The following is a 17935-nucleotide window of genomic DNA, read 5'->3' as shown; positions in this document are numbered from 1 at the left end:
GCTTGAAAATAAGCTGAAAAAAGAATAAGATGAAATGTGGATATATTGTGACAAAAAAAGTACATTTTTTATAGCAAATAGGAAATAGATTCCTATTTATTATAAAATAAACTGCGCTTCTGGATACTCCCCCTAAGGGATTTTCATTCAGCGTGTTTCCTTTAACTTCATACGTGAATTATCTCACATACATTTTCCTTCTTAGCAAAATAAAATTCATGGAAGCAGAGGAAGATAAGAAAAAGAGATTCTAAATAAAAAATAAAAAAGGTGGAAGTGATCACTTTGAAAAAGCCAAAAATTGTCATTGTCGGTGCTGGATACGGTGGACTTATGACGACAGTTCGCTTGCAAAAGTTAATTGGAGTAAATGAAGCAGATATTGTTTTAATCAATAAAAATGATTACCACTATGAAACAACATGGTTACATGAAGCGTCTGCAGGTACATTGCATCATGATCGAGTCCGTTATGAGATTCGTGATGTTATTGATCGAAGCAAGGTTGATTTTGTACAGGACACTGTTATCGAAATTAACAAAGATGATAAGAAAGTAATATTAGAAAAAAGTGAAATCCATTATGATTACCTTGTGCTTGCTCTCGGCGGTGAGCCGGAAACTTTCGGTATTAAGGGCTTAAAAGAATATGCATTTGGAATTACCAATGTCAATTCATCTCGTCAATTGCGTGAGCATATCGAATACCAATTTGCGACCTACAATATGGAAGAAGAAAAGAACGATGATAGACTTTCTATCGTGGTAGGTGGAGCAGGATTTACTGGGATTGAATTCCTTGGTGAATTAACCAACAGAATCCCTGAACTATGCCATGAATACGATGTGGATTTTCATAAAGTGAAAATTATTTGCGTGGAAGCAGCCCCAACAGTTTTACCGGGATTCGACCCGGAATTAGTAAATTATGCTGTTTCTCAATTGCAGCGTAAGGGTGTAGAATTTTTAATTGGAACTGCCATTAAAGAATGTACACCTGAAGGAATCTTTGTAGCAAAAGGCGAGGATGAACCGCGTGAAATCAAGGCTGGAACTGTAGTTTGGGCAGCGGGGGTCCGTGGTAATTCCGTTATTGAAAAATCCGGTTTTGAAGCAATGAGAGGCCGTGTGAAAGTACAGCCGGACCTGCGTGTTCCAGGATTTGATGCTGTTTTCATTATTGGTGACAGCTCCCTTATGATTAACGAAGAAATTAATCGTCCATACCCGCCAACAGCACAAATTGCTATGCAGCAAGGTGAGGTTTGCGCACGTAATATTGCGGCTTTAGTTCGTAATAAACAAGACCTTGAAACCTTTAAGTTTGATAATAAAGGAACGGTTTGCTCACTCGGCGAGGATGACGCTATTGGTGTCGTATTTGGTAAAAAGTTAACAGGAGCAAAAGCAGCCTTCATGAAAAAAGTGGTAGATAATCGTTCCCTTTATATGATTGGCGGAGCATCTCTTGTATTGAAAAAAGGAAAATTTAATGTTTTTTAAAAATTAACCTTCAACCAAAAGGACAGAGTAATCTGTCCTTTTTCTGTTAAAATAAGGGATAATGAGCAACGGGAGGAGGAGTTTTATGAGTAATCGCGAAAAACGCGGGAAGGTTTGGCTAGCCGTATCCGGCTTGGTAAAATCAGCAGATGGCAAATGGCTTGTCGTAAAAAAGCGGTATGGAGGCCTTAAAGGCCAATGGTCACTTCCTGCAGGCTTTGTCGAGACGGGAGAAACAGCTGATGAAGCCGTAATAAGGGAAGTAAAAGAAGAAACGGGAATAACGTGTGCGGTTAAAGGACTGATAGGGTTAAGGACAGGAGTTATTGAGGAAGAAATAAGCGATAATTTAATCCTATTTCTACTGGAGCCGCAAGATATCGGACAACTTAAACATCAGGAAAATGAGCTGTTTGAAGCGAAGTTTATCGCCCCGGAAGTCTTACTTCATGAAAAAAATGCTTCCATCCTGCTTCGCTATCTGATTGAACAGAATCATGTCTCTTCTCTGCCTGGAATTGATGGGTTAAATCCTGGAGATCAGTTCGGCTATACCGCCTATAAATTATTTTTTTAATTTTTAGAAAATTTAAGAAACCTTTAGAAAATGAAAGAAAAGATTCGATGTATCCGTTTTCTTATCTGTTTTTGCTTGTTTTTCCCTCTTTCCTTTCTTTTATTATTTATGGTATATTATCAGAAAATTAAGTTAATATTAGGAGGCTGATTGGGATGGCAGTTGAAACAGTAGATTCAACTAAATGTGACTATTGTTCGGGTACAGGCTATTTTCAGTTACTGCTGGGCGGCTCGGAAACTTGTTCCTGCTGCAAGGGTACAGGAGAGAAAAAAGAGGAAGGTTCTAGATAGTATCGATAAAAAGACAGCATGCTTCTTCGAATCTATTCGGGAGGCTATTTTTTTGGATTTAGGAGCAATTCTTCCTAACGTAGCTAAACCTGCTTTTACGCTTTTCTAGTTGACTCCCTTTTGGACATTCAGTACACTTAGAATTGATGTGTAAAGGGGGAATCTCAAGGTGCAAATGAGCATCGTTGTCTTGGTTATATCAATATTGCTATTCTTTGTTTTGTTTTTTGGTATTGGATTTATTCTTAATATGCTTTTAAGAATGTCATGGATCATGGCTTTCATTTACCCCATTATTGCCATTCTTATTGTAGATAAAGTGCGTTTTATTCAATATTTTACAAATAGTAAATATGCATTTGGGCAACTTGGACATCGGATTAGTTCTTTAGCTATAGCAGATATCCTCATTTTACTTAGCGGGTTGGCAGGAGCAATCACAGCAGGAATTGTGATAAAGCTGTTACGGAAAAACGGTTATCAAATGTTTTAAGAGGCTGATCACAGTCTCTTTTTTATTTACACTAAAATATCTGAATTTTAAAACAATAATTATTTTTTTCCTCCGTATTTGAATAATTCATTGCCACTTAGGAAATGAATATTTTTGGAGGAGTGAATATTTTAATGAATAAGATAAGAAATGGGACAAAACGTTTAGCCATGACATGTCTATTTTTACTAGCATTATTAGTGACATTTCAATCAATATCCGGCGTAAAAGCAGAATCCCTTTTTTCTTTTGCAAACTTTAAATCGGAAGAAAAGCAATTGAGTGATGAGATTAATTCTCATTTTACTCATAAATTAAAAACTATTGGAATTGCCTTTAAAATGATTAAGCAATTCGTACAATTTGACTCTCTCGCGTCAAATGTAGCGGTTGCAAAAACACCGCCGACTTTAGAGGATGCCTTTGATTGGTCACGATACCCAAAAACCACCGTAACCGCTACAGGATATACGGCCGGCTATGAATCCACCGGTAAACGCGAAGGAAATCCTGAATATGGAATTACGTTTTCAGGCGTAAAAGTGAAGCGGGATTTATTTTCAACCGTCGCAGCGGATTTAACCGTTTTCCCAATCGGAACAATCCTGTTTATCCCGGGTTACGGCTATGGAGTGGTTGCAGATAAAGGTGGAGCCATTAAGGGAAATGAGTTAGACCTTTATTACAAGACGGTTGAAGATGTTTATAATTTATGGGGTAAAAAGAAACTGGACATCTATATTGTTCAAAAAGGAAATGGGAAACTAACTGAGGACCAATTACAAAAATTAAACGAAGATAAAACCATGCAGGTCTTTCGCCAACAATTTATAAAATCAGAAAGTAAGTAAAAACAGGTCATTCGGGCCTGTTTTTTTTGTGGTATTTTAAATTTTAACTTAAACTGGATACGGAAAAGGAAAGAATAAGGAAGGGAGGCCCCTTTTCAATGAATGATTATCCAAGGGAATACTATGAGTTTTTTATTAAATTCAATGAAGGGGATTATTATACCTGCCACGACCTGCTCGAAGAAATGTGGATGACGGAAAAGGATAACCTATTTTTAAAGGGATTGCTGCAAATGAGTGTTGCGATTTATCATTATGAATACGGGAATATTAAGGGGGCGAGGGTGATGATGCAAACAGCACACAACTATCTGCAGGCATATCGCCCAAAGTACTGGGGCTTGGATTTAGAAAAGATCTATCCTTTTATTGAACAAAGTCTTAAGTTGTTTCCAAAAGATATCAATAACGTCCCATTTGGACAAGTGAATGATTTGCCCAAATTACCGCGTTTATTTTTATATATGGAGGATGATTAGGAAGTCGAAATAAAAAAACTTTTTCGATATAATAAGAACATATCATATGGGGGTGTACCTGACATGTTCAAAGTGGAATCAGAAATAGAATTTTCAAATCAACATGAAGGTTTAGTCGTCGGTATTTTCGAGCGGCCCGAAAAATTTACAGGGCGACTGGCTAAGCTTGATGACCTTTTTGAAGGACAACTGACAGAGCTCGTTAAAAATGGAGATATCTCAGCAAAATTAAAAAGTATTAGTAAAGTACATAGTTTCGGTAAGATTGGCTCAAAACGAATTTGGTTTGTCGGTCTGGGGAAGGAGAAAGATTTAACCTTTGAATTGCTGTGTGAGGCTCTTGGCAGGGTTTTTAAAGAGTTAAAAGCAGCTAAGCAGGAAGAAGCAGCGGTGCTATTAAATTCATTTACTTCTGTACAATTGGATGGTTTAGAAGCTGCACATGCTATGAGCGAAGCATATGCTTTAGCTACGTACCAATTTTCAGGCTACAGACAAAAATCAAATGAACCGGAAAAAAGCTTGAAAAATATTACTGTCTACAGTGAAGGCTATGAACAGGAGGATATCCGGGCATCCTTAACGGTTGGGTATGCTTTCGGTAAGGGAACCAATTCTGCCCGCAACCTCGTAAACACACCGGGGAATTTACTAACGGCAACGGACATGGCAAATTATGCCCAAGAACTTGCTGCCAAATATGACTTTGAAGTAGAAATATTAGACGTAGGTGAAATTGAAAAGCTAGGTATGGGTGCATTTCTAGCTGTCAACCAAGGTTCTGTGGAGCCTCCAAAGATGATTGTTTTAAAATATCAAGGAAAAGATCAATGGGAAGATGTTATCGGACTTGTTGGAAAAGGTGTCACCTTTGACACAGGCGGTTACTCCATTAAAACCAAAGCAGGAATTGTCGGGATGAAGACGGATATGGGGGGAGCAGCTGCAGTACTTGGAGCGATGGAAATCATCGGTGAAATTAAGCCTGAACAAAACGTGGTAGCGGTTATTCCTTCAACTGATAACATGATTGGCGGTGGTGCTTTTAAACCGGATGATGTCATTACCTCCATGAGCGGAAAGACAATCGAGGTCCTAAATACAGACGCTGAAGGCCGCCTGGTGTTAGCAGATGCCGTTACTTACGCAAAACATCATGGGGCTGAGTATTTAGTGGATGTGGCCACCTTAACAGGCGGTGTTATTACCGCACTGGGACTCCACACAACAGGGGCAATGACCAATCACGGGACGCTGTTTGAACAGGTCTTGGAGGCCTCCATGGAAGCCTGTGAGCCAATATGGCAATTACCGTTGTTTGAAAAAGACAAACAACGGGTAAGAAACAGTAAAGTAGCCGATTTAAATAATTCTCCCGGTTCGGAAGGCCATGCCATAGTTGCAGGTGCCTTTATTGGAGAATTTACAGAAGGCACACCATGGGTACACTTAGATATTGCCGGTACGGCTACAACTTCTAAGGAACATGACCTTGGACCGTCTGGTGCCACAGGAGTAATGACCCGAACACTTGCATTATTCGTAGAACGTTTTGAACCATTTAAAAAGTAAGACTCAAGTCACCAGGTACCCAATGGCCAGGGGGTTTTTTGAACTAAGATAACTGTCTAGCTCCAGTGCCCAGCGACTAGTGTACTTCGCTCTTCCCCCTACGATAAGTCAACATCGAATCGCAAAAAACGCGATTCGTGTTTCCTTTATCTCAGTCGAAGCGCTCCAGTCCATACGTCGCTAAACGGGCGCTTCCGCTTTTCTAAAGCCCACTCCATTTCCTTTAACCTCGCATATGAAATAGTGTAGGCAAGTATAGATGAAAAGGAGGTAGGGCTGCATGTACCCTTATCGAAATCAGTACCCGGTACATGATCAACGATTTTTTGGAATATTTGGATTACCATTAGCAGGTGCCTTTCTAGGCGGTTTAATAGGTGGTGGAATAGGTGGAGCTTTAGCGAGCCGCCCATTTTTTGGAGGCTATCCGGGTTTCGGATATCCCGGATTTGGTTATCCCCCAATGGGCTACCCTGGCATGGGTTACCCCGGCATGGGCTTTCCGGGCTATGGAATGCCATATTATTAAAAAGGTAAAAAACAGCTCTTGTGGCTGTTTTTTTTCATTTATAAAAAGGAATTGAAAGAATGCTGGAGAAGAAATAGGTATATAACTTTTTTTCTAGTATTTACATATCATTGGAGGAATAAGAATGATAAAAAACACATTAATTGAAGCTTTGGGTATCGAAATTACCCATATAGAAAAAGGAAAAGTCATCGGAACAATGCCGGTGGACGAACGGACACGCCAGCCCTTTGGTTTACTGCATGGGGGAGCATCCGTTGCATTATCGGAAACAGTTGCCAGTGTCGGCGCGTATGAATTGGTGGATAAAGAAACAGAAGGTGTTGCAGGACTGGAAATCAATGCAAATCATGTTCGCCCAAAAACAGAGGGGATCGTAACGGCAGTTGCAACCGTATTATTTCAAGGTAAAACGACAATGGTTTGGGATATTAAAATTACCGATGAAAAGGACAACCTTATTTGTGTTTCACGCTGTACCATGGCAGTAATCAAATTGAAAAAATAACAGAACATCCACAAGAAAGATGGGGATTTTTACCCATCTTTTTTCTATAGGCTGGATCGTATATTGTAGAAAAATTTAAAAAATTAGCACCCATTTCATGATATAATAAAAGAAATAAAAAAATAGAAAATAAGCACAATTTTTTGTACAGGTTTCTTTATATAATGGTAGTAAAGAAGATTGAAAGAAAGGTGGGGAAAATATTGAAAGGAAGGCGACAATATTTATTTATTGATTTTGAGTTTACCATGCCTGAACGTAATGTCCGGATGAAAGATTTTTTTGCGGAAATTATCGAGGTAGGAATTGTTGCAGTGGTTGACGAGGAAATTACCGAGCAGTTCTCATCTTTTGTAACACCGCTTAAGTTTCCTATTTTATCAGAACGCTGTAAATCATTCTTACATATTTCGCAGCAGCAGGTTGACAAGGGGTTATCTATTTATGAACTTGTAAGAAAAATGGATGAGTTCAATAAAAATTACGAAACTACCATTGTTACTTGGGGAAATATGGATATGAAAGTACTGCGTCATAATTGTTTAGAAGCCGGAGTCTCTTTTCCATTTAATGCAGCTGAATTAGATTTGTCAATGGAATATAAACGATTCTTTGGAGATCAAAATCAAACCGGTTTATGGAAGGCTGTTCAAGAATATGGTAAAGAAGGGACAGGCAGACACCACCGGGCGCTTGATGATGCATTAACCACTTATAATATATTCCGTCTCGTTGAAAAGGATAAACGTTATTTAGAAAAACCGAAACCAACGACGATTGGTGACCGAGTTGATTTTTCAAAGCTATTAAATAAATTTGCATAAAAGGCCAAATCATTCCACCTGATTTGGCCTTTTATACGTTAATAGGAAAGTTTAAACTTTTGCAAGTTTGTACTTTCCTATAAGCATGCAACTACGCTTCTGTCTTCGCCCTTAGGGGCTCGCCAATCGGCGAGTTTTCTTTATTATTTGAAATAATCCTTCTCAAGAGAGTCCGCCATCTTTAAGCTCATATCAGCCCAAGGTGATGGATTTTCCAGCAATTCCTTTTTCATTTTAGCCAAAGCTTCTTTTAAGGATGTTTGATAGTCAGGAACATCATCTTCAAAATGCTTGACCATTTGTTTTGGAATATTTGCCTGTTCTCTATAGGAGAGGGCGCGTCTCTCATGGAAAATGAGAACATCTGCGTCTTTCGGGTTATGAAGATCTCCTTGCATCGGATGTTTGACCACTGCTAACACTCTCACCAGAAATCCTTGCGGACGCACCTCAGTAATTTCCCCAATATATTTCCCTGTTTTATAAATAGCTGTGACTGTATCGCCAATCCGGAATTCCTGCATCGCTTTTCCCCCTAACTAAAAAATACCTAATTTCTCTTTCATTATGAGACATTCAAATCAAAAAACAAAGTGCAAAAATAGATCATTTCGGTTAAATTTAAAAAATGGAGGGATGATAAATGAGAAAAAGTTTACAAATTTGGGCAACGTTCATAGCAGTAATTCTAGTTTTGGCCGCTTGTGGGACAAGCAACGCAAAAAACGAAACGAAATCAACCAATTCCACGCCAAAAACAGAACAGAAAGAAGGAAGCAATAAAGTGACAAAAACAGATTATCCCCAACTTTCAACCACTGTGTCTGACAATGAAAAACTAATTGAAATGGAAACCTCGATGGGAACAATTAAAATCAAATTATTCCCTGAGTATGCTCCGAAAGCCGTCGAAAACTTTGTGAAGCATAGTGAAAAAGGCTATTATAACGGTCTGATTTTTCACCGAGTGATTAAAGATTTCATGATTCAGGGTGGTGACCCGAATGGAAATGGCACAGGCGGGGAAAGCATTTGGGGTCACCCTTTTGAAGATGAATTCTCTGATCATCTCTTTAATATTCGCGGTGCATTGTCGATGGCGAATTCAGGTGCAAACACAAATGGCAGTCAGTTTTTTATCGTACAAAACACCAAACTGGACCCATCCTTGAAATCGCAAATGGAGAAAGTGGGGTATCCAAATACGATAATTGATGCTTACGGGAAACACGGCGGTACACCGTGGCTTGACCATAAGCATACTGTATTTGGACAGGTAATTGACGGGATGGAAATTGTCGATAAAATTGCCAATAGCCCTACAGACGCCAAGGATAAACCGCAAAAAGATGTTGTGATTAGAAATATAAAGGTATTACAATAAACAACTAATGGAACGTGCAATAAATTGGTTTGAAACGTTTTTTGTTGTTATAATGAAGCATTGAGTATTCCTTTATAGAAAGGGAGAAGATGATGTTTCATCCGTTCGTATTAGCAGATTTTTTATACTTTCCAAAGGATAAATCAGAATATATACCTGCAGCTATCAGCTTTTTTTTCTTTTTCATTGGAGCCGTTTTAACAATGAGGTTTATTATTTCTCATTCCAAGAAAGAAGCAAAAAAAGCAAAAGAATTAGAAGAAAAATTAAATATTCATAGTAATCATAAGGAACAGTAGGGAATAACCGCTGTTCCTTTTTTCTATTCAGAAGCGGATTTTGAATACCTAATAGTCTGTTTGTAGATACTAATCGCAAATTGTCTATGTGGGGGTCATACATATGAAAAAAAGCTGGATGATTATTCCGCTCCTTTTATTAGCCGGGTGTACCCAGCAAAATCCGAAAAAGCTTGATGTAGAATTGTTTAATGCGACAGGAGATTCACTTGGAAAAATAAATCTAGCGGAGCAAGCCAGCGGTGTTAAGATGTCTGTAAAATTATCGGGATTATCCCCCGGCATTCATGCCATTCATATCCATGAAACTGGAAAATGCAAGGCACCTGATTTTAAATCTGCCGGCAACCATTTCAATCCGGAAAAAAAGGAACATGGTCTTCTCAATCCAAAAGGAGCTCATGCAGGAGATCTTCCGAATTTGATTGTCGAGGATGATGGTTCTGTAAAAGCAGATATCATGGCACCCAATGTTACCCTGAAAAATGATAAAAAGTCTCTGTTTACAAAAAAAGGCACCTCAATTGTCATTACGCAAGGGAAAGATGATGGGATGACCCAGCCGGCAGGGAATTCGGGAGAACGGATTGCCTGTGGTAAAATATCAAGTACAAAAAAAGCATCAAAATCAGGGCAGGAGGAAAAGAAATAGTAGGAAGAGGCTAACTCCGTAAGGAATAGCCTTCTTTTTTTGAATCAGGCCCATATTTTCCTATCCTTTTTAATTTAGGCTATTTTCGTAAACATTGTTGTTTTACAAAACTAAATTATTTAGGTCGCGAGGATGGATTAATTGACGTTTAGACTGCCTTTGCTGGCGGATATGCCGATATGCCGATATCATTTTTAAAAGCCACTTTCATTTGCGGAAAAACCAATTCTATTTGCGAAAACACCGATTCTATTTGCGAAAAGTGTAGTTTCATTTATATTAGGAAATAATTTTTATGTTTATAGGTGAAAATCTAAGCTTATCCCAAAAGTGATACATACACTACCATGTACACATTTTTAGGAGGCGATTTTTCATGACAAAACGGCAATACCCCGGCGGTTTTGCAGGCCAGCCTGGCCAGCAAATGGGCTATCCACAAATGGGAGGCTATCCGCATACTGGTTATCCACAAATGGGAGGCTATCCACATGCAGGATATCCATATGGCGGATATCATCCACATGGCTACCCGTACCATCATCACCATCACCATCCAGGATATCCATATGGAATGACTGGCTATCCGCATACAGGATTCCCTCATGGAATGGGCGGATTCCCACAAAGCGGTCAAACTCAAATGCCACCAACTGGCCAGCGAAAAGAAAAGTAATTATCAGCTATGTCCTGTTCCCTCAAATAAAGAGGGAACAGGTTTTTTTCACTTTTCTTGATTTCTTCTTCATTTTTACCGACAATTAGTTCAATAAGCAATAATCAATAGGAGTGTTACAATGGATGGAAAATAAATTGTATTATAAAGACGCCTACATAAAATCTTTTACTGGCAAGGTTGTAAAACAGGAACAAGACCAGGCTGGAAATTGGTATCTAGTTTTGCAGCAAACGGCCTTTTATCCAACGGGCGGAGGGCAGCCTCATGACATAGGAACGATCGGGGATAGAAGAGTATTAAATGTTGAAGAAGTCGATGGAGAAATTCGCCACTATCTTGAAAGCCCATTACAAGAAATCGGTATGGAGGTTACTGGCGTAATCGATTGGCAAAGACGTTTTGATCATATGCAGCAGCATACAGGTCAACATATTTTATCAGCTGCCTTTGACCATTTATTCCACTATAATACGGTAAGCTTTCATTTAGGAAATGAGCTACTTACGATCGATATTGAGACAGAAATGTTAACGGAGGAAGAAGCTAAAAGAGCGGAAGACCTTGCTAATAAAATTATTTTAGAGAATCGTCCGATCGAAATAAAATGGGTGAAAGAAGAGGAATTGTCTCAATACCCTTTACGAAAAGAGACGAAGGTAAAAGAGGATATTCGGTTGGTCATCATTCCGGACTTTGATTATAACGGCTGCGGCGGAACGCATCCAAAAGCAACCGGGGAAGTTCAAGTGATTAAAATATTGGATTGGGAAAAGCAAAAGAAAAATATTCGCGTTCATTTTGTGTGTGGAAATCGTGTAATGATCCAGCTTGATCAAAAGCAAAAAGTCCTTCTTGAACTAACCAAGCGCCTGAATGCACCTGAAAAGGACATGGGACAAGCCGTTATAAGGCTTCTTGAGAACGGCAGGCAATTAGAGAAATCTTTTGAACAAGCACGGGAAAATCTACTTCACTACGAGGCAGAGGACTTAGTGGGAAAAAGTAAAAAAAGTGGAGAAAATATCGTCACCTGCATATTTCAAAATCGTACCATACAGGAGCTTCAAAGGCTGGCCCGAAATGTGACTGCTTTAGCTGAACAGTCTCTGGTTTTCTTAGTGTCTGAAAATGAGGGGCGGTTGCAGCTGGTTTGTGCAAGAGGGGCGGATAGAGCAGAAAATATGAAAAATCTAATCGGAAGTGCACTTCGTCTCATAAACGGTAAAGGCGGAGGAAACGAATCTTTTGCCCAGGGTGGTGGAGAAGCATTGATTTCGGGGCAAGAAATGTTACAACATTTATTGGAAGTAATAAAATAACGAAAAGTTCACCAGTCATAGGAGGCCTTTTCGTTATTTTAAAATGATTGAAGACTCTTTTTCAAGATGATACGGCTGGTTGAACACCGTTAAGGGATAAAGGGTCAATTAATAGGATGAACTGCCCTAATAAGTAAAATAATAAACTTAACCTTTACTTGGGTTAGGTTTTTTTTATTATTTTAAAACAAAAGGTTTGTATGAAAATTTTTTTATCATATAATGTAATTAAAAGAAATTTTTTTTAGTATCTTGAAGGGATGATTTGACTTGGGAAAACAGAAAGTTGGCGTAGTAGGTGTTGGAGTAATGGGACGAAGTCTCGCCCTAAATTTTGAAAGCAAAGGTTACTCTGTATCCGTGTACGATCTTTCCGCCGAAAAAGTAAATGAAATCATTGAGCATAATAAAGGGAAGAATCTTTTTGGCACAATTAATATAGAAGAATTTGTTCAATCTTTGGAAAGCCCTCGCAAAATATTATTAATGGTAAATGCAGGAGTGATCACTGATAAAGCGATTGAATCGCTGGTACCTTATTTGGACAAAGGCGATATCTTAATTGATGGGGGAAACAGCTTCTATAAGGATACCATTCGGAGAAATGAAGACCTGGCAAAAAAAGGGTTTCTTTTTATTGGAGCCGGTGTTTCAGGTGGAGAAGAGGGTGCGCTTACAGGTCCTGCCATCATGCCTAGCGGACAAAAAGAAGCATATGCTGCGGCAGGTCCGCTATTAACGGCAATCTCAGCAAAGGTAAACGGGGAACCGTGTTGTACCTATATTGGTCCTAATGGTGCAGGACATTACGTAAAAATGGTACATAACGGAATTGAATATGGTGATATGCAACTAATCTGTGAAGCGTATCATTTATTAAAAGAGCTGCTCGGTTTGTCAAATGAAGAGCTTCATGAAGTTTTTAGCGAGTGGAATAAGGGTGAACTCGATAGCTATTTAATTCAAATAACAGCAGATATTTTTACAAAACTAGATCCGGAAACAGGTAAATCATTGGTAGATGTTATTCTCGACACTGCCGGTCAAAAAGGGACCGGAAAATGGACGAGTCAAAGTGCACTCGACCTTGGGGTTCCGCTATCAATTATTACCGAATCCGTTTTTACCCGCTTCCTTTCTGGCATGAAGGAAGAGCGTGTAAAAGCAAGCAAAATATTAAAAGGTCCTGTCAAAAAAGAGTTTGCAGGCAATAAACAAGATATTATCGAGCTGATTCGAAAAACATTATATTTAAGTAAAATTTGCTCTTACGCACAAGGCTTCGCCCAGTTCAAGGTTGCTTCAGAGGAATATAACTGGAACTTAAATCCAGGGGAGATTGCGATGATTTTCCGAGGAGGGTGTATCATCCGTGCAGCCTTCCTTCAAAATATTAAAGAAGCCTATGACCGTAATCCTAATTTAGAAAATCTTTTAATGGATTCTTATTTTCAATCAATTGCAGCTGATTATCAGGATGCAGCCAGAGAAGTGGTTTCTATTGCAATAAGAGCGGGTATTCCTGTTCCTGGACTTTCGAGTGCCATTGCTTATTATGATAGCTACCGTGCCGAAGTCCTGCCGGCCAATCTGCTTCAAGCACAAAGGGATTATTTCGGCGCTCATACGTACAAAAGAGTAGATCGGGAAGGAACATTCCATACAGAGTGGATGAACAAATAGATAAAAAGAGCTAGGTGTTTCCGCCTAGCTTTTTTGTATATTTGTGAGTGATTTTTAACCGCTAAAGCCCCGCGGGTAAGTTCATCTTTTGAGCAGGCAATATTCATATGATAGAATACATTTAACAAATGTAAAAATACTAGGAGAATATAATAATGAACAGTCAGCTTCAAACTAATCTGCAATTTGTTGATTTATTAAATGAATGGGATCCGTTTCATTTAGAAACCGGCGGCTACGACACAGAAATTGCCGATACCATTCAAGCTGTACATGTGCTAAATGATTCTTTCCTGTTAGCGAAAAGAATTCAAGAGATTTATGAGTTTTCATTCGAAAAAATAATTCCAATGGAAAGCTGCTTGGAAATTTCCAGGAAACTTTTACTGATTAAGGATAGCGGTACATGTTCCTTATAGGGAAATTAAACAAAAAAAGCGGACAAACCAACAAGGGTTGTCCACTTCAAAAAAGGGGGGAATACTAGAAAGCCTTATGGAATAAGGTTTGACAGTTTTCCTTTTTTTATACTAAAAAAAATAAAAAAGCGGTAAAGCTAACCGCTTTTAGAAAAATAACGATTCTTAAAAATTTTCTAAACTCTCAACTTATTACTGTGGAGTTTCGGTATATTCTTGTCCTAATAACTCAGAAGCAGGGATATCAAGAACAGTAGACAACTTTAAAATTGTCTGAGTACTTGGAATTTGTTCCCCATTTTCGTATTTTTCAATGGTGTTTGCTCCAACTCTAATTTTTTGTGCCAGTTCTTCTTGTGTCATTTTAAGCATTTCACGACAGGTTCTAATTCTTTGGCCAATTGAATTCATACTGTTCACCTCTCCTAGTTAAAAATTTACTCATTATTTATTTTAACATAGTATTCCTATTTTTTCGAAAATCATTTTAAACTTTATGTTAAGTTTTTCAAAAACCGCACAGTAAAGCCGGCTTTTTTGATTAAACCATTATAGTGTGATATAATATTATAATGCGTATATAAGAGATAAAATAAAATTTTTTTAGGAGTGTTTTCATGTCGGAAAAAATTACAACCGGTAGTATTTTAACAGGTAAGGTAACAGGTATTCAACCCTATGGTGCATTCGTAGCATTAGACGAAAATACACAAGGTCTTGTGCATATTTCTGAAATCACGCACGGTTATGTAAAAGATATTAATGATCATTTGAAAGTGGGCGACGAAGTTCAGGTTAAAGTTTTATCCATAGACGAAGGGGCAGGAAAAATCGGCTTATCGATTCGTGCTACTGAAGAAGCACCTGTTCAACAGGCTGCTAAGCCAAAAAAACAGCCGCGTAAACGCCAAGCTGCTGCGATTATCCCTGAGGTTGAAGGACAGCAAGGTTTTAACACATTAAAAGATAAGCTTCAAGAATGGATTGACCAATCACAGCGTGAAGATTTAATTAAAAAGTAAAACGAGTAAAGGCCTGGAACCTGCAATGGACCCAGGCCTTTTTTTATAGGATAAGAACGCATAAATTTTGACTTTGAGAATTGTCCACTTCACAAGAGTAAGCTTCGGAAGCGATACCTCGCACGAAGGAAAAGCGTTAGCTTTTCCGAGGAGCGCCCAGCGACTAGTGTACTTTGCTAAACGGGCGCTTCCGCTTTTCTTTTTTTCAAAAAAGATTTGTTGAATGATTCATTGTTTTTGATTGCTCGGCTACAATAGAATTATGTGTAAATATCTTATCTTTTGAATTGGAGGAAAAGGAATGGCGGCAGCAGGAAATACAAACAAGTTGATTGAGCAGACAGAAAAATACGGGGCCCGTAATTATCACCCGCTTCCAATCGTAATTTCAAGTGCTGAGGGTGTGTGGGTGGAAGACCCTGAGGGCAATAAATATATGGATATGTTAAGTGCTTATTCAGCAGTTAACCAAGGCCATCGCCACCCAAAAATTATTCAGGCACTGAAGGACCAGGCTGACAGGGTGACGTTAACATCAAGAGCTTTTCATAATGACAAGCTCGGGCCATGGTATGAAAAAGTTAGTACGTTAGCAAACAAAGAAATGGTCCTTCCGATGAACACGGGTGCTGAAGCAGTGGAAACTGCTTTTAAAGCAGCACGCCGTTGGGGCTACGATGTTAAGGGGATTTCCGATGATCAAGCCGAAATTATCGCGTGTAATGGAAATTTCCATGGTCGGACTATGACGGCTGTTTCATTGTCATCTGATCCGGAATACAAGCGGGGCTTTGGGCCGATGCTTCCGGGAATTAAGCTTATCCCGTATGGTGATTTAGAGGCATTAAAGGCTGCGATTACTCCAAACACGGCTGCGTTTTTAATTGAACCAATTCAAGGAGAAGCGGGAATCGTGATTCCTCCAGAAGGGTTTATGAAAGCCGCATATCAGCTTTGTAAAGATAATAATGTTTTATTTATTGCCGATGAAATCCAAGCAGGCTTAGCACGTACGGGTAAAATGTTTGCCAGTGAATGGGAAGAAATTGAGCCTGATATGTATATTCTCGGTAAAGCACTTGGGGGCGGCGTATTTCCAATTTCCTGCGTCGTAGCGAATAAGGATATTTTAGGCGTCTTTAACCCGGGTTCCCATGGCTCAACCTTTGGCGGAAATCCCATGGCTTGTGCAGTATCGATTGCCGCCCTTGATGTTTTAATTGATGAGAAATTAGCGGAAAAATCTCAGGAGCTTGGGGAATATTTTATTAGCAAATTAAAGGATATAAAAAACCCGATGATTAAGGATGTCCGTGGCCGTGGATTATTTATCGGTGTCGAGCTGGATCAACCTGCTCGGAAATATTGTGAGGAATTAAAAGGACATGGGCTATTATGTAAAGAAACACATGACACCGTGATCCGCTTTGCTCCGCCACTCGTCATTACGAAAGAAGAATTAGATTGGGCGATTGAACGAATTCATAAAGTATTAGGATAATTTGTGAAAATTAGAGGTGCCGAAATGGGGAAAAAGCTAATCAACGGTGGAGAGGAAGGGCTGGAAAAAGAGAACTTAAATCTCCTTACTTCAACACAGATCGTTATCAAAGATGCATTAAAAAAACTTGGGCACAACGAAGAAATGTACAGCTTATTGTCAGAACCAGCCAGAATGCTTGCTGTCAGGATTCCCGTCCGCATGGATGACGGTTCTACGAAAATTTTCAGCGGATTTAGGGCCCAGCATAATGATGCAGTTGGACCGACAAAGGGCGGCGTCCGTTTCCATCCTAACGTGAATGAGGATGAAGTAAAGGCATTATCAATGTGGATGAGCTTGAAATGCGGGATTGCTGATTTACCTTTTGGCGGAGGAAAAGGCGGTGTTGTCTGTAATCCACGAACCATGTCATCGGGGGAACTGGAACGTTTAAGCCGTGGATACGTCCGGGCAATTAGTCAAATTGTCGGCCCAACAAAAGATATACCCGCACCAGATATTTATACCAATTCGCAAATTATGGCTTGGATGCTGGATGAATATAGCCGGCTTCGGAAGCACGGCTCCCCCGGCTTTATTACCGGGAAACCGCTCGTGCTTGGAGGTTCTGAGGGGTGGCAAAAGGCAGGGGCATTGGGTGTCACGATCTGTATTGAAGAAGCGGCAAGGAAATGCAGAATTTCGATAAAGGACGCCCGGGTGATTGTACAGGGCTTTGGCAATGCAGGCAGCTATCTGGCTAAGTTTATGCATGATGCGGGAGCCATAATCATAGGTATTTCTGATGTTTATGGCGCCCTTTATGACCCTGATGGGCTAAATATCGAGTATTTACTGAGTCGTCGTGATAGCTTCGGAACAGTTACCACGTTATTCGACGGCACGATATCGAATGAAGAATTACTTGAGCAGGACTGTGATATTTTAGTGCCTGCAGCAATCTCTAACCAAATCACAGCTGAAAATGCACACAACATAAAAGCGAAGATTGTGGTAGAAGCAGCCAGTGGTCCTACAACACTGGAAGCAACGAGAATTCTCTCTGAACGGGGCATTTTGCTGGTACCCGATGTATTAGCTGGCTTAGGACGAGTAACGGTTTCCTATTTTGAATGGGTTCAAAATAACCGGGGGTATTATTGGAGCGAAGCGGAAATCACACAAAAATTGCGGGAAAAGCTTGTAAGAACTTTCAATCATATTTACGAGACGGCACAAAAAGGTAATGTAGATATGCGCTTAGCCGCCTATATGGTTGGCGTAAGAAAAATGGCAGAGGCAGCCCAATTGAGAGGCTGGGTCTGACTAAAAAAAATCCTTGCACGTTATGCAAGGATTTTTTTAA

21 protein-coding genes and 1 pseudogene are annotated in these 17935 nt (G+C 39.4%); 20 read left to right on the top strand and 2 right to left on the bottom strand.

Annotated features, from left to right (window positions below; translation table 11 throughout):
* The first annotated feature begins 285 nt into the window (after positions 1–285).
* From J2S10_RS09990 to kapD, 10 genes are all read left to right on the top strand, one after another.
* The gene (locus J2S10_RS09990) at positions 286–1503 is read left to right on the top strand and encodes an NAD(P)/FAD-dependent oxidoreductase (RefSeq protein ID WP_307407179.1); all 1218 of its coding nucleotides are present in this window, start codon (positions 286–288) and stop codon (positions 1501–1503) included.
* Between the two features lie 85 nt (positions 1504–1588).
* Positions 1589–2080 carry an NUDIX domain-containing protein gene (locus tag J2S10_RS09985; protein WP_307407177.1) on the top strand — a complete coding sequence of 164 codons (492 nt, stop codon included), beginning with the start codon at positions 1589–1591 and terminating at the stop codon, positions 2078–2080.
* Between the two features lie 155 nt (positions 2081–2235).
* A complete protein-coding gene (locus J2S10_RS09980) occupies positions 2236–2373 on the top strand; it encodes a YuiA family protein (RefSeq protein WP_307407175.1) in 138 nt (45 codons plus the stop codon).
* Between the two features lie 169 nt (positions 2374–2542).
* The gene (locus J2S10_RS09975; RefSeq protein ID WP_307407172.1) at positions 2543–2866 is read left to right on the top strand and encodes a YuiB family protein; all 324 of its coding nucleotides are present in this window, start codon (positions 2543–2545) and stop codon (positions 2864–2866) included.
* A gap of 134 nt (positions 2867–3000) precedes the next feature.
* A complete protein-coding gene (locus tag J2S10_RS09970) occupies positions 3001–3717 on the top strand; it encodes a 3D domain-containing protein (protein ID WP_307407170.1) in 717 nt (238 codons plus the stop codon).
* A 98-nt stretch (positions 3718–3815) separates the two neighbouring features.
* Positions 3816–4196 carry a DUF309 domain-containing protein gene (locus J2S10_RS09965; protein ID WP_307407168.1) on the top strand — a complete coding sequence of 127 codons (381 nt, stop codon included), beginning with the start codon at positions 3816–3818 and terminating at the stop codon, positions 4194–4196.
* Positions 4197–4259: 63 nt separating this feature from the next.
* Positions 4260–5768, top strand: coding sequence for a leucyl aminopeptidase (locus tag J2S10_RS09960; RefSeq protein WP_307407166.1), 1509 nt, complete (start codon positions 4260–4262; stop codon positions 5766–5768).
* 280 nt (positions 5769–6048) lie between these two features.
* Positions 6049–6297, top strand: a complete 249-nt coding sequence (locus tag J2S10_RS09955; protein WP_307407164.1) for a hypothetical protein — start codon at positions 6049–6051, stop codon at positions 6295–6297.
* A 124-nt stretch (positions 6298–6421) separates the two neighbouring features.
* Positions 6422–6805: a hotdog fold thioesterase gene (locus J2S10_RS09950; protein WP_307407162.1), complete on the top strand. Its 384-nt coding sequence runs from the start codon at positions 6422–6424 to the stop codon at positions 6803–6805.
* A gap of 203 nt (positions 6806–7008) precedes the next feature.
* Positions 7009–7629, top strand: coding sequence for a 3'-5' exonuclease KapD (gene kapD / locus J2S10_RS09945; protein WP_370876185.1), 621 nt, complete (start codon positions 7009–7011; stop codon positions 7627–7629).
* 143 nt (positions 7630–7772) lie between these two features.
* On the opposite strand, the gene J2S10_RS09940 is transcribed toward kapD, so the two are convergent.
* The gene (locus tag J2S10_RS09940; protein WP_307407158.1) at positions 7773–8153 is read right to left on the bottom strand and encodes a kinase-associated lipoprotein B; all 381 of its coding nucleotides are present in this window, start codon (positions 8151–8153) and stop codon (positions 7773–7775) included.
* Positions 8154–8272: 119 nt separating this feature from the next.
* On the opposite strand from J2S10_RS09940, the gene J2S10_RS09935 reads away from it, so the two are divergent.
* From J2S10_RS09935 to J2S10_RS09905, 7 genes are all read left to right on the top strand, one after another.
* On the top strand, positions 8273–9013 hold the full coding sequence (locus J2S10_RS09935) for a peptidylprolyl isomerase (protein WP_307407155.1): 741 nt from the start codon (positions 8273–8275) through the stop codon (positions 9011–9013).
* Between the two features lie 92 nt (positions 9014–9105).
* Positions 9106–9312 carry a hypothetical protein gene (locus J2S10_RS09930; protein ID WP_307407153.1) on the top strand — a complete coding sequence of 69 codons (207 nt, stop codon included), beginning with the start codon at positions 9106–9108 and terminating at the stop codon, positions 9310–9312.
* Between the two features lie 103 nt (positions 9313–9415).
* Positions 9416–9964 carry a superoxide dismutase family protein gene (locus tag J2S10_RS09925; RefSeq protein ID WP_307407151.1) on the top strand — a complete coding sequence of 183 codons (549 nt, stop codon included), beginning with the start codon at positions 9416–9418 and terminating at the stop codon, positions 9962–9964.
* A gap of 376 nt (positions 9965–10340) precedes the next feature.
* The gene (locus J2S10_RS09920) at positions 10341–10640 is read left to right on the top strand and encodes a hypothetical protein (protein ID WP_307407148.1); all 300 of its coding nucleotides are present in this window, start codon (positions 10341–10343) and stop codon (positions 10638–10640) included.
* Between the two features lie 125 nt (positions 10641–10765).
* Positions 10766–11962 (top strand): alanyl-tRNA editing protein, encoded by a 1197-nt coding sequence (locus J2S10_RS09915; RefSeq protein WP_307407145.1) that lies wholly within the window; start codon positions 10766–10768, stop codon positions 11960–11962.
* Positions 11963–12232: 270 nt separating this feature from the next.
* The gene (gene gndA, locus J2S10_RS09910) at positions 12233–13645 is read left to right on the top strand and encodes an NADP-dependent phosphogluconate dehydrogenase (protein ID WP_307407142.1); all 1413 of its coding nucleotides are present in this window, start codon (positions 12233–12235) and stop codon (positions 13643–13645) included.
* A 155-nt stretch (positions 13646–13800) separates the two neighbouring features.
* Positions 13801–14064 carry a DUF1871 family protein gene (locus tag J2S10_RS09905; RefSeq protein WP_307407141.1) on the top strand — a complete coding sequence of 88 codons (264 nt, stop codon included), beginning with the start codon at positions 13801–13803 and terminating at the stop codon, positions 14062–14064.
* A gap of 222 nt (positions 14065–14286) precedes the next feature.
* Here J2S10_RS09905 and J2S10_RS09900 read toward each other — a convergent pair.
* Positions 14287–14475 (bottom strand): annotated as a pseudogene (locus J2S10_RS09900) (helix-turn-helix domain-containing protein); the annotation flags it as partial.
* A gap of 206 nt (positions 14476–14681) precedes the next feature.
* Between J2S10_RS09900 and yugI the strand changes: the two are divergent.
* The 3 genes from yugI to J2S10_RS09885 all read left to right on the top strand — a co-directional run bounded on the left by yugI (position 14682) and on the right by J2S10_RS09885 (position 17895).
* Positions 14682–15086 (top strand): S1 domain-containing post-transcriptional regulator GSP13, encoded by a 405-nt coding sequence (gene yugI, locus J2S10_RS09895; RefSeq protein ID WP_307407137.1) that lies wholly within the window; start codon positions 14682–14684, stop codon positions 15084–15086.
* A 301-nt stretch (positions 15087–15387) separates the two neighbouring features.
* Positions 15388–16587, top strand: a complete 1200-nt coding sequence (locus tag J2S10_RS09890; RefSeq protein WP_307407136.1) for an ornithine--oxo-acid transaminase — start codon at positions 15388–15390, stop codon at positions 16585–16587.
* Between the two features lie 24 nt (positions 16588–16611).
* Entirely contained in the window at positions 16612–17895 is a 1284-nt protein-coding gene (locus tag J2S10_RS09885) for a Glu/Leu/Phe/Val family dehydrogenase (RefSeq protein ID WP_307407135.1), read from the top strand.
* The last annotated feature ends 40 nt before the right edge of the window (positions 17896–17935 follow it).

The organism is Neobacillus ginsengisoli (assembly GCF_030813055.1).
This window is presented reverse-complemented; position numbering and strand designations above follow the sequence as displayed.

Bases quoted from the DNA above. Each gene is read 5' to 3' on its own strand.
- J2S10_RS09985 (WP_307407177.1), top strand. From the start codon at position 1,589: ATGAGTAATCGCGAAAAACGCGGGAAGGTTTGGCTAGCCGTATCCGGC.
- J2S10_RS09980 (WP_307407175.1), top strand. From the start codon at position 2,236: ATGGCAGTTGAAACAGTAGATTCAACTAAATGTGACTATTGTTCGGGT.
- J2S10_RS09970 (WP_307407170.1), top strand. From the start codon at position 3,001: ATGAATAAGATAAGAAATGGGACAAAACGTTTAGCCATGACATGTCTA.
- J2S10_RS09965 (WP_307407168.1), top strand. From the start codon at position 3,816: ATGAATGATTATCCAAGGGAATACTATGAGTTTTTTATTAAATTCAAT.
- J2S10_RS09960 (WP_307407166.1), top strand. From the start codon at position 4,260: ATGTTCAAAGTGGAATCAGAAATAGAATTTTCAAATCAACATGAAGGT.
- J2S10_RS09955 (WP_307407164.1), top strand. From the start codon at position 6,049: ATGTACCCTTATCGAAATCAGTACCCGGTACATGATCAACGATTTTTT.
- J2S10_RS09950 (WP_307407162.1), top strand. From the start codon at position 6,422: ATGATAAAAAACACATTAATTGAAGCTTTGGGTATCGAAATTACCCAT.
- J2S10_RS09940 (WP_307407158.1), bottom strand. From the start codon at position 8,153: ATGCAGGAATTCCGGATTGGCGATACAGTCACAGCTATTTATAAAACA.
- J2S10_RS09935 (WP_307407155.1), top strand. From the start codon at position 8,273: ATGAGAAAAAGTTTACAAATTTGGGCAACGTTCATAGCAGTAATTCTA.
- J2S10_RS09930 (WP_307407153.1), top strand. From the start codon at position 9,106: ATGTTTCATCCGTTCGTATTAGCAGATTTTTTATACTTTCCAAAGGAT.
- J2S10_RS09925 (WP_307407151.1), top strand. From the start codon at position 9,416: ATGAAAAAAAGCTGGATGATTATTCCGCTCCTTTTATTAGCCGGGTGT.
- J2S10_RS09920 (WP_307407148.1), top strand. From the start codon at position 10,341: ATGACAAAACGGCAATACCCCGGCGGTTTTGCAGGCCAGCCTGGCCAG.
- J2S10_RS09915 (WP_307407145.1), top strand. From the start codon at position 10,766: ATGGAAAATAAATTGTATTATAAAGACGCCTACATAAAATCTTTTACT.
- J2S10_RS09905 (WP_307407141.1), top strand. From the start codon at position 13,801: ATGAACAGTCAGCTTCAAACTAATCTGCAATTTGTTGATTTATTAAAT.
- yugI (WP_307407137.1), top strand. From the start codon at position 14,682: ATGTCGGAAAAAATTACAACCGGTAGTATTTTAACAGGTAAGGTAACA.
- J2S10_RS09890 (WP_307407136.1), top strand. From the start codon at position 15,388: ATGGCGGCAGCAGGAAATACAAACAAGTTGATTGAGCAGACAGAAAAA.
- J2S10_RS09885 (WP_307407135.1), top strand. From the start codon at position 16,612: ATGGGGAAAAAGCTAATCAACGGTGGAGAGGAAGGGCTGGAAAAAGAG.